General features: G+C 70.6%; 14 protein-coding genes. 9 read left to right on the top strand and 5 right to left on the bottom strand.

The genetic code is table 11. From position 1 onward, the window contains the following. Positions 1-138: 138 nt before the first annotated feature. From recF to dnaA, 4 genes are all read right to left on the bottom strand, one after another. Positions 139-1,293, bottom strand: coding sequence for a DNA replication/repair protein RecF (recF, locus tag ABD211_RS05385; RefSeq protein WP_344126829.1), 1,155 nt, complete (start codon positions 1,291-1,293; stop codon positions 139-141). A gap of 10 nt (positions 1,294-1,303) precedes the next feature. Continuing rightward, the gene (gene gnd / locus ABD211_RS05390) at positions 1,304-2,218 is read right to left on the bottom strand and encodes a phosphogluconate dehydrogenase (NAD(+)-dependent, decarboxylating) (RefSeq protein ID WP_344126831.1); all 915 of its coding nucleotides are present in this window, start codon (positions 2,216-2,218) and stop codon (positions 1,304-1,306) included. A gap of 45 nt (positions 2,219-2,263) precedes the next feature. Further along, positions 2,264-3,394: a DNA polymerase III subunit beta gene (gene dnaN, locus ABD211_RS05395; protein ID WP_344126833.1), complete on the bottom strand. Its 1,131-nt coding sequence runs from the start codon at positions 3,392-3,394 to the stop codon at positions 2,264-2,266. Between the two features lie 367 nt (positions 3,395-3,761). Then, on the bottom strand, positions 3,762-5,300 hold the full coding sequence (dnaA, locus tag ABD211_RS05400) for a chromosomal replication initiator protein DnaA (RefSeq protein ID WP_344126878.1): 1,539 nt from the start codon (positions 5,298-5,300) through the stop codon (positions 3,762-3,764). Between the two features lie 448 nt (positions 5,301-5,748). Between dnaA and rpmH the strand changes: the two genes are divergently transcribed. The 8 genes from rpmH (at position 5,749) to ABD211_RS05440 (ending at position 12,479) form a co-directional block, all read left to right on the top strand. After that, positions 5,749-5,886, top strand: a complete 138-nt coding sequence (rpmH, locus tag ABD211_RS05405; RefSeq protein WP_344126835.1) for a 50S ribosomal protein L34 — start codon at positions 5,749-5,751, stop codon at positions 5,884-5,886. Positions 5,887-5,905: 19 nt separating this feature from the next. After that, positions 5,906-6,325 (top strand): ribonuclease P protein component, encoded by a 420-nt coding sequence (gene rnpA, locus ABD211_RS05410; protein ID WP_344126837.1) that lies wholly within the window; start codon positions 5,906-5,908, stop codon positions 6,323-6,325. 31 nt (positions 6,326-6,356) lie between these two features. After that, positions 6,357-6,608 carry a membrane protein insertion efficiency factor YidD gene (gene yidD / locus ABD211_RS05415; protein ID WP_425560350.1) on the top strand — a complete coding sequence of 84 codons (252 nt, stop codon included), beginning with the start codon at positions 6,357-6,359 and terminating at the stop codon, positions 6,606-6,608. Then, the gene (gene yidC / locus ABD211_RS05420) at positions 6,605-7,603 is read left to right on the top strand and encodes a membrane protein insertase YidC (RefSeq protein WP_344126880.1); all 999 of its coding nucleotides are present in this window, start codon (positions 6,605-6,607) and stop codon (positions 7,601-7,603) included. The genes yidD and yidC overlap by 4 nt, the downstream gene beginning before the upstream one ends. 231 nt (positions 7,604-7,834) lie before the next feature. Next, positions 7,835-8,404: a Jag family protein gene (locus ABD211_RS05425; protein ID WP_344126882.1), complete on the top strand. Its 570-nt coding sequence runs from the start codon at positions 7,835-7,837 to the stop codon at positions 8,402-8,404. An 80-nt stretch (positions 8,405-8,484) separates the two neighbouring features. Next, positions 8,485-9,312, top strand: coding sequence for a 16S rRNA (guanine(527)-N(7))-methyltransferase RsmG (gene rsmG, locus ABD211_RS05430; RefSeq protein ID WP_425560351.1), 828 nt, complete (start codon positions 8,485-8,487; stop codon positions 9,310-9,312). Between the two features lie 985 nt (positions 9,313-10,297). After that, entirely contained in the window at positions 10,298-11,380 is a 1,083-nt protein-coding gene (locus ABD211_RS05435) for a ParA family protein (protein ID WP_425560352.1), read from the top strand. A 73-nt stretch (positions 11,381-11,453) separates the two neighbouring features. Then, on the top strand, positions 11,454-12,479 hold the full coding sequence (locus ABD211_RS05440) for a ParB/RepB/Spo0J family partition protein (RefSeq protein WP_344126843.1): 1,026 nt from the start codon (positions 11,454-11,456) through the stop codon (positions 12,477-12,479). Between the two features lie 585 nt (positions 12,480-13,064). Here the strand turns inward: ABD211_RS05440 and ABD211_RS05445 are convergent. Further along, on the bottom strand, positions 13,065-13,586 hold the full coding sequence (locus ABD211_RS05445; RefSeq protein WP_344126845.1) for a hypothetical protein: 522 nt from the start codon (positions 13,584-13,586) through the stop codon (positions 13,065-13,067). Positions 13,587-14,211: 625 nt separating this feature from the next. Here ABD211_RS05445 and ABD211_RS05450 point away from each other — a divergent pair. Further along, entirely contained in the window at positions 14,212-15,069 is an 858-nt protein-coding gene (locus ABD211_RS05450) for a hypothetical protein (protein WP_344126887.1), read from the top strand. The last annotated feature ends 32 nt before the right edge of the window (positions 15,070-15,101 follow it).

Here is a 15,101-nt window from a genome sequence, read left to right on the forward strand (position 1 = left end):
CGCCGGGCCTGAGCGGCCTCCAGCGCGGCCCGCGCCAACGCGGGCCCGGACACGGCCTCGCCCGACCCGCCGCCGGCACCCTCGGACGGCCCGACGGAGGCGCGGCCCACCGCGCGTCCGTTCGCGCCGGCGTCCTGCTCAGCCACGGCTCACCTGCCCCTCTCCGACCAGGTACCGCGCCCCGGCCAGGCTCGGCGGCACGTCCTCGGGGACGGCGCACGTCACCAGCACCTGGTCGGCGTTCGCGACCAGGGCCGCGAGGCGCTCGCGGCGCCCAGCGTCCAGCTCCGCGAACACGTCGTCAAGAACCAGGACGGGCTCGATCCGGTCGGCGCGCAGCAGCTCGAACGCGGCCAACCGCATCCCCAGCGCGTACGACCAGGACTCGCCGTGGCTCGCGTACCCCTTCACGGGCAGCTCGCCGAGCGTAAGCGCCAGGTCGTCGCGGTGCGGCCCGACCAGTGTCACGCCGCGCTCGATCTCGGCGGCCCGCGCCGCCTGCAGCGCGCCCAGCAGCGCCTGCTCGATCTCGTCGCGCCCGCCGACCGCGCCCGACTCCGGGAACCACGACCGCGCCTCGTAGGCCAGCCGCGCCTCGCCCTTGCCGGCGCTGACCGCCGCGTACGCCTTGGCGACGTGCGGCCCGAGCGCCGCGCACAGCGCGAGGCGCCCGTCGGCCAGTTCGGCGCCGTGCCGGGCGAGGTGGTGGTCCCACACGTCGAGGGTGGCGAGATCGGACTCGGTCGAGTCGACCCCGCCGCGCCGGCGGTTCACCTTCCGCGTCAGGTAGGCCGTGCGCAGCAGGGCGTTGCGCTGCTTGAGCACCCGCTCGTAGTCGGCCCGCACCCCGGCGTACCGGGGCTGTCGCGCCACGAGCAGGTCGTCGAGGTACCGCCGGCGCTCCGCCGGGTCGCCACGCACCAGGGCCAGGTCCTCCGGCGCGAACATGACCATCCGCAACGCGCCGAGAATGTCGCGCGGCCGGGTGACCGGGGACCGGCCGAGCCGCGCCCGGTTGGCCCGGCCCGGCACGATCTCCAGCTCGACGAGCAGCTCGCGGGCCTCGTGCACGATCGCGCACCGGACGATGGCCCGCGTCGCGCCGACCCGCACCAGCGGCGCGTCGGTCGACACCCGGTGACTGGCCAGGGTCGCCACATACCCGAGGGCCTCGACGAGGTTGGTCTTGCCGACCCCGTTCGGCCCGATGAGCACCGACGGCCCCGACTCAAGATCAATAAAAGCCTGGGGGTACGACCGGAAGTCGGTGAGTTCGACCCGCCGGACGTACACGGCGCGCCGCCTAGTCGGTCTTGACGGCGTGGCCGCCGAACTGCTGGCGCAACGCGGCGATCGCCTTCAACGACGGCGCCTCGTCCTCACGGGAGGCGAAGCGGGCGAACAGCGACGCGGCGATGACGTTCATCGGCACCGCGTGCTTGATCGCCTCCTCGACCGTCCACCGCCCCTCGCCGGTGTCCTCGGCGTACGCGGCGAGCTTCTCCAGGCCGGGATCCTGGTCGAGCGCGCGGTCGAGCAGGTCGAGCAGCCAGGACCGGATGACCGTGCCCTCGCGCCACGACTTGATCACCTCAGGCACGTTGGTGACCTGCTCGGACTTGAGCATCAGCTCGTAGCCCTCGGCGTACGCGTGCATCAGGCCGTACTCGATGCCGTTGTGGACCATCTTGGCGTAGTGACCGGCGCCGACCGGGCCGGCGTGCACGAAGCCGAACTCGCCCTCGGGCTTGAGCGTCTCGAAGATCGGCATGAGGCGCTGCACGTGCTCGTCGGCGCCGCCGACCATGAGCGCGTACCCGTTCTCCTTGCCCCAGATGCCGCCGGAGACGCCGACGTCGACGTACCCGATGCCAAGGCCGGCCAGACGCTGCGCGCGCGGGGCGTCGTCGGAGAACCGCGAGTTGCCGCCGTCGATGATGATGTCGCCCTCGCCCAGCAGCGGGGTCAGTTCGTCGATCGTCGCGTCGGTGACGCCGGCCGGCACCATGATCCAGATAGCGCGGGGCGGTTCGAGGTTCGCGGTCAGTTCGGCGAGGCTCGCCACGTTGGACACGGCCGGGTCGCGGTCGTAGCCGACCACCTGATGCCCGGCGGCACGCAGTCGGTCGGCCATGTTGCCGCCCATGCGGCCGAGACCCACCATTCCCAGCTGCATTTCCTCGCCCTCCTTGGGGGAGCCGACGCGGCGGGCCGGCACAGCCCGCGCACGCCTGCCGACTCTAGCGGCCCATGGCCACCATGCTCAGCCGCCCACCCGCATCGGCATGATCAGGTACCGGTAGCCGGCAACGACCTCGCCGTCCTCGCCGACGGGGGTCATGACAACGGGCTTCATGCCCGTGGTGAAGCCCAGCTGCGCCGTGGCCGTGCTGAGCACGGCGAGCCCGTCGAGCAGGTAGCCCGGGTTGAACGCGACCGTCATGGCCTCGCCGGAGTAGTCGCACTCGAGCGCCTCGCTGGCGCGCGCGTCCTCGCTGGTGCCCGCCTCGACCACGGCCTCGCCCTCGGCGAAGCTGATCCGCACCGGGGCGGTGCGCTCGGCGACCAGGGACACGCGCTTGACGACCTCGGTCAGCCCGGCCACGCCGAGCTTGGCCGTCGCCGCGTACTGGTCGGGGAAGAGCGAACGGATCTTCGGGAAGTCGGGGTCGAGCAGCCGGCTGGTGGTGCGCCGGTCGCCGCCGGCGAAGCCGATGAGGCCCTCGCCCACGCCGCCGCGCGACAACGCGAGGGTCACCTCGCCGCCGAGCGGGCCGAGCGTCTTGGCGGTGTCGGCGAGCGTCCTGGCGGGCACGAGCGCCTGGGTGTTCACGTCGGCGTCGTCGGGCCGCCAGGTGAGGTCGCGGACGGCCGCGCGGTAGCGGTCGGTGGCGAGCATGGTCAGGGTCGGACCCTCCAGCTCGAGCCGGACGCCGGTGAGCATCGGGATGGTCTCGTCACGGCCGGCGGCCACGGCGACCTGCGCGACGGCCGAGGCGAACACGGCGGCCTCGATCGTGCCGGCGCTCTCGGGCATCTGCGGCAGCGTGGGGTAGTCCTCCACGGGCATCGTCGGCAGCGTGAACCTGGCACTGCCGCAGACCACCTCGACATGGCTGCCCACGGCGGCGACGTCAACCGGCTTGTTCGGCAGCGACTTGGTGATCTCGGCGAGCAGTCGACCCGAGACGAGAGCGGCCCCGTCGGAGTCGGCGTGCACCGGTCGGGTCACCTGGCTGGAGACCTCGTAGTCGAACCCGGAGACGGTCAGGTGCCCGTCCGCCACCCGCAACAGCACTCCGGCGAGTACAGGCACGGAGGGGCGCGACGGCAGGCTCTTCGCCGTCCACGCGACCGCGTCGGCGAGCGCGTCCCGCTCAACGTTGAACTTCATGCGATGCCTCCGGAGATCCCCACACGCTGATGATTGTTTTTTCTTCTCTTAGAGATAAAAGACGTCGTCGTAGTCGGTGGTGTGGAAACTGGGGAAAACCCGGTGTCCACGCTGGTCGGACGGTCTTTGGCCCTGTGCGTAGCCTGTGCGTTATCCGGTGGAAAACCCCGGAGGTTATCCACACTAAGGCCGCCCTCCGACATCCACAGGCTTCGTCCACATGGTTGTCCACCGGTTGCCCACATGGTTATCCCCTGGGTTGTGGACAAAGAAAACTCACGCTCCGTAATTGGAGTAGTTACGGGCAGCGATGTTCCACACGTTTGTCCCCAGATCTTGTCCACAGCCTGTGGATAGCAAGGACCTGTCATGGCGTCTGCTTGATCCGGTTGGTGAGCTCGGCGATCTGGTTGTAGAGCGAGCGCCGCTCCGCCATCTGCTGGCGGATCTTCCGGTCGGCGTGCATGACGGTCGTGTGGTCGCGGCCGCCGAAGGCCTGCCCGATGCGCGGCAGGGACAGGTCGGTCAGCTCGCGGCACAGGTACATGGCGACCTGGCGGGCGTTGACCAGGACCCGCGAGCGCGAGTGCCCGCGCAGGTCCTCCATGCTCACCCCGAAGTACTCCGAGGTCGCACTCATGATCTGGTCGGCGGTGATCTCCGGGCCGGAGCCGTCGTGGATGAAGTCGCGCAGCACCTCCTCGGCGAGGCCGAGGTCGACCGGCGCGCGGTTGAGGCTGGCGAACGCCGTCACCCGGATCAGCGCGCCCTCCAGTTCGCGGATCGAGTTGGCGATCCGCGACGCGATGAACTCCAGCACCTCGGCCGGCGCGAACAACCGCTCCTGCGCCGCCTTCTTCTGCAGGATCGCGATACGCGTCTCCAGGTCCGGCGGCTGGATGTCGGCCAGCAGACCCCACTCGAACCGGGTCCGCAGCCGGTCCTCCAGCGTCGCCAGCTGCCGCGGCGAGCGGTCGGACGTCATGACGATCTGCTTGTTGGCGTTGTGCAGCGTATTGAAGGTGTGGAAGAACTCCTCCTGGGTCCGCTCGCGGGTCTCCAGGAACTGGATGTCGTCGATCAGGAGGATGTCGACGTCGCGGTAGCGGCGCTGGAACGCGCTCGTCTTGTCGTCACGCACGCTGTTGATGAAGTCGTTCGTGAACTCCTCGGTCGACACGTACCGCACCGACCGGGCGTTGCCCAGGCTCGTCGCGTAGTGGCCGATCGCGTGCAGCAGGTGCGTCTTGCCCAGACCTGAGTCGCCGTAGATGAACAGCGGGTTGTACGCCTTGGCCGGCGACTCGGCGACCGCGACCGCCGCCGCGTGGGCGAACCGGTTGGACGAGCCGATGACGAACGTCTCGAACGTGTACTTCGGGTTGAGCCGGTTGCCCCCGTCCGTGGGCGCCGGCCGGCGGTCCTCCAGGCTGTGCCGGCCCGGGCCGCTCTCGGCGCGCAGCGCCTCGAAGCTCGGCTCGGGCTCGCGGCTCGCCGGCACGTGCGGCGGCAGCCCGGCCCCGTGGGACGGCACGTGCGCCGAGGCGCTGGCGACCGGCTGGTTGTACCCGTTGAGGAAGTCCAGGTCGCCGCCGGGGCTGATCGTGGACAGCGCCACCGTCGGGGCGGTGAGCGCCTCGCGGGTCGCCTCCTCGGGCGGGCGGACCGTCACCGCGACCTGGACCTCCCGGCCCAGGTGCCGGGAGAGCGCCATGGTGATCGCCGGGCGCAGCTTCAGCTCGATGTTGTCGCGTACGAACGCGTCGGGCACCGACAACAGAACAGTGTCGTCGACGATCGCGCGGAGCCGGGTGAGTCGCAGGAACGCCCGCTGCTGCGGCGAGATGATCTCATCCGCGAGCGTGTCGGTGGCCGCGCTCCACACGGCGGCGAGGTCGCTGAGCAGGTCCGTCCGCTCGCCGTGATCGTTGTGCTCGGTCACTGCCCCACCCCTGTCGCCCGTTGGCTGCCACGCACTGTCCACAGGTTGTCCACAGCCTGTGTATCAACCGGAAGTTGACGGTTGCGTCACCGTCGGGCGCTGTTCGCGTCGGGTGCCCTCAAGCGAGCAACGACTGAGGTACGGGTCCGGTTTTGCACACCCTGAGGCTTGTTCCGGCGCCGCCGCCGATGCCGCAACGGGGCAGGCTAACAGGGTTATCCACATCCCCTCAACCCGCGTCCGTGCCCGCTGTCCGGTTTGCCCGCCGGGAGCCCCGCCAGTACCCTGGAACGGCTGCCGGCCTACCCGGCGGCAGGGTTCATCCTGGCCGCGCGATATTCTGGTGCGGCACAGACAGCTTCCCCGCGGCCGGTTGACGCCGGTCCGCGAGCATCGAGACGGAGAACGTGACGTGAGCAAGCGCACGTACCAGCCGAACAACCGCCGGCGCGCCAAGACCCACGGCTTCCGGCTGCGCATGCGCACCCGTGCCGGCCGCGCCATCCTCTCTGCGCGCCGGGCCAAGGGCCGCGCAACCCTCTCGGCCTGAGGTCCTTCGGGGATCCCGGGTGCTGGCGGCCGCGCGACGCCTGCGGCGGCGCGACGAGTTCGCCGCGGCGGTCCGCGCCGGCCGACGTGCCGGCTCCGGGACCGTGGTGGTTCACCTCGCGGCCCCGACGACAAGTTCCGAAACACCGGCACGGAGCGACGACACCCTCGTCGCCCGTGCCGGTTTTGTCGTGCCCAAAACCGTGGGCAACGCCGTCGTCCGCAACAAGGTCCGCCGTCGGTTGCGCCACCTCATGCGGGTACGCCTTGACGCGCTGCCGGCGGGCGTGGACGTCGTGATCCGGGCGCTCCCGGGCGCCAGCTCCCGTACGTACGCTGAGCTTGAGGGCGATCTGGACGCGGCGCTCGCCGCCGCGCAACGGCCGCGCCGCCCGCGTGGGCCGCGTCGCCCCGACCGAGGGGCGGTGGCGCATGACTGACGTGCCTCAGCCCACCACATTCGGTGCCCGAATGCTGGCGCTTCCCATCGTCGCGTACCGTCGATGGGTGAGCCCGGCGCTGCCGGCCCGCTGTCGCTTCCACCCGTCGTGCAGCGCGTATGCCCTTACGGCCATCGCCACGCACGGCCCACTGCGTGGCCTGCGGCTGGCGATCTGGCGGCTGCTGCGCTGCCAGCCGTTCCACCCCGGTGGGTACGACCCGGTGCCGCCGGCGCGCACCCGAGACCGCCTGCCCCCTGACCCACCTGGAGCTGTGACCTGATGTTGGAGTGGATCTACTGGTCCATCTCGTGGATCTTGCTGCGCTGGCACGTTCTGTGGGACGCGATCCTGCCGGGCAGGGAGTTCCTTGCCACCACCTGGGAGTGGGTTCTCGCGATCGTCTTCCTGGTGATCACGGTGCGGGCGCTGCTCTTCCCCGTGTTCGTCAAGCAGATCCGGTCGCAGCGGGCCATGCAGGCGCTCCAGCCGCAGATGAAGGCGCTGCAGGAGAAGCACAAGGGTGACCGCGAGACGCTCCAGAAAGAAATGATGGAGCTGTACCGCAAGGAGAAGGCCAACCCGCTGATGGGCTGCCTGCCGATGTTCGTGCAGATCCCCGTCTTCCTCGGCCTGTTCCACGTCCTTAAGCGGCTGTCTCCGACAAATCCGAATACGGAGCTCTACGGCTGGACCACGGAGCAGTTCAAGAGCGCCACGGCGGCGAAGCTGTTCGGCGCCCCGCTGCCGGGCAGTTTCAGCTCGCCCGAGGCGCTGCTCGTATCCCTCGGATCGACCAGCCTCAACACCAAGATCGTTGCAGCTGTCTGTGTTCTGATCATGATGGCGACGACCTACCTGTCCAGCCGTCAGATGATCCTCAAGACCGGCTGGAACGCGGACCCGCAGCAGCGCATGATCCAGAAGCTGATGCTCTACGGCATCCCGCTGGGTCTGCTCGTCTCCGGTTGGGCCTTCCCCCTCGGCGTGATCCTCTACTGGGTGACGAACAACCTGTTCACCCTGGGCCAGCAGCAGTGGGTTCTCCGGAAGTACCCGCCGCCGGTGACCGAGGGCTCGACCCCGATGAAGCGGACGAAGACGGGGGCGGACGGCAAGTCCGGCGCGGCGAAGGCCACGAAGTCGGGCCTGTTTGGTAAGACCAAGGCGGACACTGAACCCAGCAACGCCAAGCCCGTCGTTGAGAGCAAGGCGCTCGCCCCGAAGCCCGGTGCCAAGCCGGTCAACCCCAAGAAGGGCGGCACGGCCAAGAAGTAACGCGACCGGTCCGGTGCGCCCGTCAGGTGCGGGCGCCCCCACCACCCGGACCGCGGCGCGAAACGAGGCCAGCCAGTCCCCCAAGTCGTCGTCGAGACGGTGCCAGCCCAGCCGGCGCCCCGACCCTGCGAAAGAGAATGACCCGTGAGCGACACCACGAACGCATCGCCCGCCGACAACGTTGACGACATCGACGCCGAGGCGGGTGCCGGCCAGGTCGTTGACGCCGAACTGGACGAGGAGCTCGACGAGGTCGCGCTCGGCTCGGAGTCTGACGAGGATGACGAGGAGTCGGACGAGGACGAAGAGGGCGACGAGGAGGAGGACCGCGCTCCCTCCGAGAACGACCTCTTCCGGGAGAGCGAGATCGCGGCCGACTACATCGAGGGCCTGCTCGACATCCTCGACTATGACGGCGACATCGACGAGATGGTGCAGAGCGGCCGTCCGCTCGTCGAGGTCGTCGGCAGCGGCCTGCAGAGCCTGGTCGGCTCGCGCGGCTCGACGCTGGAGGCGCTGCAGGAGCTGAGCCGGCTCGCGATCTACCGGCAGACCGGCAGCCCGTCGCGACTGCTGCTCGACGTCGGCGGCTTCCGGGCGACCCGGCGCAAGGAGCTGACGGCCGTCGCCAAGAACGCCGCCGAGCGGGTGAAGGAGCACGGTGACCCGGTGCGCCTGGAGCCCATGTCCGCGTTCGAGCGCAAGTGCGTGCACGACGTGATCAATGCGATGGCCGGCGTGGAGAGCGAGTCCGAGGGCGTCGAGCCCTCGCGCCGGATCGTGGTGCGCCGCACCAACTAATTCATCGTCTCGGCAGTGGCCGCCCACGGATTCCGTGGGCGGCCACTGCCGTTGCGGGGCGGTGTGGCTGAATAGAGCGCATGCCACGTTCCTCCGCCTCGGTTCCGTCCTTGTCCTCGGTTCCGGCTTCCGCTTCCGGGTCCTCCGGCGGGACCGACGCGTCGGGTGATGCCGCGCCGGTCGACCCCGCGCCGCCGGCGGAGTTGCGTGCGGCGGCCGTCGCGGTGTTCGGCGACCGGTTGCCATTGGCCGAGCGCTACGCCGAACTGCTGATGACCGACGGCGTGGTGCGCGGACTCATCGGCCCGCGCGAGGCGCCCCGCGTCTGGGAGCGACACCTGCTCAACTGCGCGGTCGTCGGCGAGCTGATCCCGACCGGCGCCTCGGTGGTCGACGTGGGTTCGGGGGCGGGCCTGCCCGGAATCCCGCTTTCCATCGCGCGTCCGGATCTAACAGTCATACTTCTCGAACCGCTCGCGCGTCGGACGGCCTTCCTCACCGAGGTGGTCGAGAAGCTCGAACTCGCCACGACAAGCGTGGTGCGGGCCCGGGCCGAGGAGTGCGCCGGACGGGCGATGCCGGCCGGGCTCCCCGTTGACGTCGTCACCTCGCGGGCCGTCGCGCCCCTCGACCGGCTGGCCGGCTGGTGCCTGCCGTTGGCCGTCCCCGGCGGGCGGATGCTCGCGCTCAAGGGCGCCTCGGCGGCCGATGAGATCGCCACGCACGCGCCCGCGGTCGAGCGCCTCGGCGGCGGGCGGCCGACCCTGCGCCAGTGCGGCGAAGGCACGCTCGCCGAGGCGACCACCGTCATTGAGATCGTCCGCGAGCGGGTGGTCGGTGGGCCGGTCCCGAAGCGCGTCCGCGCGGACAAGCCAGCCGGTGCTCGGTCCCGGCCCCGGCGTCGCTAGGCGCTGTCCCGTGTTGTCTGTCCGATCGCCGGGATAGGGCCCGCCGCCTCCGGCCAGGGTCGGTCGTTCTCGTTCACGGGCGGATGTCGCGTGATGGCGGGAGACGATCGTGGGCAAGCGCAAGAAGTCCGGCCGGCGCAACGCGGCCAAGCGGCCGGCCGTGGCGGAGCGCGAACCCTCCACGGCGCTCGCCGAACGTCAGGCCGCAGGGCGCGTCGAGTCTGGCGTGCGGCAGGATCCCGGCGCGCCGACCGGCCCGCTCGCCCTCACCGCGTCTGTCGAACTCGGCCGGTCCGCGGGCCTGCACGTGCCCTCCGCATCTGTCGAACCCGGGTCGGTCGCGCCGGCCGCCCCTGCCACCCCCGTTGAACTCAGGTCAGCTGGACCGGATGTGCCTGACGGTCCGGCGGGGGTTGTTGAGTCGTCCATGGCGAAGGAGCCGACCGCGCCGGCGGAGCGCGTCCAGGCGGGCGGCTCGACCGTGGTGTTCCCGTCCGGTCCCAGGGCTCTGTCGCGGCTGCCCCTGGCCACGCCCTTGCCCGGTAGGAATACCGCCCCGACTCTCGTCCGGCATAGGACCGGCGGGGCGGGAGGGCTCGGTTGGCCGGCGGAGCCGAAGACGCGGCTCGGCTGTGCCATGGGCGTACTGCCCGGGTTTGTCATTTATCGACAGTCGGATGCGTGGCCCGATCCTGTGGATGACGACACCAGCCGTAGCCTTGCTCGCGTCTCGGCCGTAGGCTGGCCAAGCATCGTCACTACGGACCGGCCTGTCGCGGCAGACTCTACGAGTGCCTCAGATCACTCCGGTCCCGCTAGCCCCACCATGCGACCCGACCTTGGCGATGCACAACCATCCGACGCGGACGAGGATGACACGGTGCAGGACAACGGATCGTACAGCTCCCCTGAGTTTCGACAGCCGAGCTACGGCGCCCCCTACCCGGACGATGTTTCACGTGAAACATACGACTCACCGGGCGCCGTGCCGCAGCCCCGATTCAGCGCGAACTCGGTGGTCGCCATCGAGGTCTCCGGCGACTACCCGGTTGTCCGGCCCCATCCGGCGGCCGAGCCGACCGAGGTGATGCCGGTCTACACGCCCTCGGCAGCGTCGCCGCAGGCTTCCCAGAGCCCGCCCGCACCGGCTGTAGCCGGAGAGGCTCCGGCGGGGCACTACGCGGAGGGCGGCGGCAACGACGATCCACCGCTGGCACAGGAGGCCCGACGGGCTGTGCAGATCCTCAACCCGTCCGGCGAGATCACCATGCCCCGGCCGCCGCACACCCGGGTCATTGGCGTGGCGAACCAGAAGGGCGGCGTCGGCAAGACCACGAGTGTCGTGAACATCGCGGTGGCGCTCGCTCTGCACGGCAACCGGGTTCTCGTCATCGACCTCGACCCGCAGGGCAACGCGAGCACGGGCCTCGACGTTCCCCACCACGCCGGCATCCCCGACGTCTACGACTGCCTGATCGACAACACGCCGATCGACGACATCGTCCAGCCGGTGCAGGGCATCCCGAACCTGTGGTGCGTGCCGGCCACGATCGACCTTGCCGGCGCCGAGATCGAGCTGGTCTCCGTCGTCGCCCGCGAGTCCCGGCTCGCCCGCGCGCTGGCGAACCACAAGGGCGAGTACGACTACGTCTTCATCGACTGCCCCCCGTCCCTGGGGCTGCTGACCGTCAACGCGATGGTGGCCGCCGCGGAGGTCATGATCCCTATCCAGTGCGAGTACTACGCGCTGGAAGGCGTGCAGCAGCTGACGAGCAACATCGCGCTCGTCAAGGCACACCTGAACCCGCGCCTCGACGTCACCACCGTCCTCCTCACCATGTACGACCGGCGGACCCGCCTCGCCGACGCCGTGGAGCAGGATGTACGCGCGCACTTCGGCGACAAGGCGCTCCAGGCGGTCATCCCCCGCAATGTGCGCGTCTCCGAGGCGCCCAGCTACGGTCAGTCTGTGATGACGTACGACCCGGGCTCCCGTGGAGCCACGAGTTACTTCGAGGCGGCTCTCGAGATCGCCGCCCGCGGCGCGGCAATGGGAGCCCCGGCATGAGCGAGCGTCAGCGAGCGAATCATCGGCTCGGTGTTGACTCATGGCGGCGCCGGAGCGAAGCGGAGGCGACGGCATGAGCGAGAAGCCCAAGGGTGGCCTCGGTCGTGGGCTCGGTGCCCTGATTCCCACCGGTCCCGCAACGCCGCCGCCGGCGCCGGCCGCCGCACCACCGCCGGTGGCTGCGGCCCCGGTCGCGGTCGCGCCGGAGGCCGCTTCCGAGCGGGTCCGAGCCGCGGTCGCGGTGGCCGAGCCGGAGCAGCCGGCGCTCGCGCCGGTACCCGGGGCGCGGTTCGCCGAGCTGCCGGTCGAGTCCATCACGCCGAACCCGAAGCAGCCGCGCGCCGTCTTCGACGAGGAGGCGCTGGAGGAGCTGAAGGTCTCCATTGCGGAGGTCGGCTTCCTGCAGCCGATCGTCGTGCGGGAGACCGCCCCCGGCGCGTACGAACTGGTGATGGGTGAGCGGCGTCTGCGCGCGGCGCAGGCCATCGGCCGCGACCAGATTCCGGCCATCATCCGCGACACCCGCGACGACGCGATGCTGCGCGACGCGCTGCTCGAGAACATCCACCGGGCCAACCTGAACCCGCTCGAAGAGGCGGCCGCCTATCAGCAGCTGCTGCAGGAGTTCGGGGCGACCCACGAAGAGTTGGCGCGCCGCATCGGGCGCAGTCGGCCCCAGATCTCGAACACCATCCGCCTACTGAACCTCCCTGCCCGGGTGCAGAACCGTGTCGCCGCCGGCGTGCTGTCGGCTGGGCACGCCCGAGCGCTGCTGAGCCTCGAGGACGCCGAACAGCAGGACGCCCTGGCGACCCGCATCGTCGCCGAAGGGCTCTCCGTACGGGCGACGGAAGAAGCCGTGGCCGTCGCGGTCGGGGACGGCTCGTCGGCCAAGAAGGCGCCCGCGCCGCGTCGCGCCAAGCCGCACGCCCCCGGCCTGAACGATCTGGCGGAGCGGCTCTCCGACCGGTTCGACACGCGGGTCACCGTCGACATCGGCCGCCGGAAGGGCCGCATCAGCATCGAGTTCGCCACGGTGGACGACCTCGAGCGCATAGTGGGCATCATCGGGCTCAAGGGCGAGCAGGGCACCACCTGACGCCGGCACCCCAGGGGTCACTGAGCTGACGCGGGCCGGACACCAGTCGGTGTCCGGCCCGCAGTCATGTATGGCGACAGGCATTCCCTGTAGTCGTTTTGGCGGACGCAAAAGCGCTCCCCTGCTGATCCGTGCGCCCGAGCGGGCCCGTCGGCGCGGCACCGAGCCCCATGGCGGAGGACCGAGGGCGGCGCGAGCGGACGCTACGCGGCTCGTCGTGAGGCCGTGGGTCCGGGGTAGGCGTGGATTCTCAGGACTGGGGTGCGTTGATGGTCGATTGGCCGGCGGCGCTATGACCCCGCCGCAAGGGGCGACCCCTGCAGTCGCTTGGGTTGGGCGCGGGCCGAACTCGGAGGCCTAGGCCCGGGGTGGCCGGCATGCCGTTGCCCAGGTGCTGGCGCGGCGGTCCGCCTTACGTGGTGGTAGACGGCGTGGCGCTGAGAGTCGGCGAATTCCAAGCCGCTCCTCGGACTCGGCGCGTTTAGCGAGTGGACACCCGAACCCCGAACACCGTGGGCCCGCGCCGGCGGACGGTGGCGTACGTGCGGCGGCTGGCGGGCCGATGTTTCACGTGAAACCAACGCGTCAGGAGACGTCGTCCGCCAACGCGACGAGGCGGAGCGCGGTCAGCAGGTCTGCCGAGTTGGCGAGTCCAGGAGGCTCCCGCTCGAGGTAATGGATGAGGTCCCGGACCCGCCGGCTGTGGCCAGTCGACAGCGGGCCACCCGAGGTGATGCAGACCCTCAGCAGCGAGTGGACCTCGTCGGTCGTCGGATTCGCGGCTGGCGACCCGTCCGGGGCGCGGACGTCGAGCCAACGCTTAAGGGCGTCGAGTGCAGCCGCGCGTCCGTCGGGGTACCAGCCGCTGCGGCTGGGGGTCGGGTTCGGATCGTCTGCCCGAGGGACGCGGTGGCCCAGACGCTTCGCGGTCGCCCGTCGAGCGGCGTACCGGAGCACGTCGACCTTCCACGCTTCGCGGCTCGCCTCGAGGACGTTCAACGCGGCTAGGAGGGCCGCCTCGTCCCGGAACGGGCCTACGGCCGCGGCGAGGAAGCGGAGCGTCCCGTGGAAGCCGAACGGCTGGCACAACTGGACGCACGAGCGCAACGCCGATACGCGGCATGCGAACGGCAGGCGAGTGTTACGGACGCGCCCCGCGTGTGCTCGGAAACCCACGGCGGGACGCTACCCCGGCCGACGCGTTTGCCTCGCGGTCGTTCTCGCCCCGTGGACCGTGGAAGCGCCCAGGCGCAATGACGTCAGGGAAGCGAAGCGTGCCCGATGACGCGGCATGGGATGACTAGCTGCATCAAGCCGCGACACGAAGGGTCGACAGAAGCGCGACTGGAAGCGGGTTGACTCCGCTGCCATGGCCGTCGCCGTCCGTACGTCGCCACTGACGTCGTCCGGCCATGGACGTGTCATCATGGCCAGCCCTGTGCCGGGCACGCGACCATGCCGGGCCGGGCCATGACTGCATGCCACCGGCAGGGCAGGCGGCCGCGTTTGGCAGCAGCAGCATCCAGTTGCCAAAGGCGCCGGTGGCCTGGCCCAACCGATACCGATGTTTCACGTGAAACAGCGGCACGGAGTTCTCCACAAGCTCTGTCCACAGGCCGTGGCCCCAACGGGCAAAAGTACGTGTCAGCGGTGCATCACCCCTGTGGACGACGGCTATCCGAGGCAGCTCGGCTCCGCTAGTGTCGGGCCCGTGGCCGACCTCTCCGATGCCCTGCCCGAGTTCACGAAATGGCCGACGTTCCCCTTCGAGGGTGACCTGAGACTGCGGAAGCTCGACCCCCCGGTCGAGACCGAACCGCCCCGGCTGGGCGAGGACCCAGCGACCTGTCTGGCGTGTGCGGCCCCCGAGGACGCGTACATCTGGGTGAGCGACCGTTGGCGCGTGCGCGCGCTGGAGCGCCCCACCGGTCTGCCGATGGTGCTGATCCTCGAGTCGCGTTCACACCTGGACCTCGGCGATCTGCCGAACCTGTTCGCGGCGGAGCTCGGCGTCATGACGGTCCGGCTCGAGCGTGCGATGCGCTCGCTCGACGGCGTCGCCCGGGTCCACGTGAACCGATGGGGTGACGGCTCGGCGCACCTGCACCTCTGGTTCCTGGCCCGGCCGTATGGGCGGCTGCAGTTGCGGGGCACGTTCCTATCGCTGTGGGACGACATCCTGCCGCCGATCCCGGAGGAGCAGTGGCGGGAGAACTGCGCCCTCGTGGCCGCCTGGCTCGCCGAGTTCGGCGGTCGCCCGCTCGCAGAGCCGCCCCGCATCGACTGGAAGGCGCCAGCGACCCTAGGTGCCGAACAGAGCGGCGCAGGCGCGGAGAGTGGCGCGAGGGATGCGGCGGACCCCGGCGGCTCGGCTGACCGGCATGCCACGCCGGCCGCCGGCGAGGCGCGCGGCACCGGCGGGGCATCGGCCAATGGCGCGGCATCGGCCAACGGCGGGGTGCCGGGCGGAAGTGACGGCCGCTTCGCCGCCGGCGCGAGCGCCAACGAAGCCCAGGATGCGAGCGCCGGATCGCGAAGCTCTTTCGGTGTCCCGCTCGATGATGACGAAGGCTGGGAAGAAGGGGTCTGACCGCTCCCGTACGACGGCGGTTGAGCGTACGA

The organism is Luedemannella flava, assembly GCF_039528515.1.
GTDB lineage: Bacteria > Actinomycetota > Actinomycetes > Mycobacteriales > Micromonosporaceae > Luedemannella > Luedemannella flava.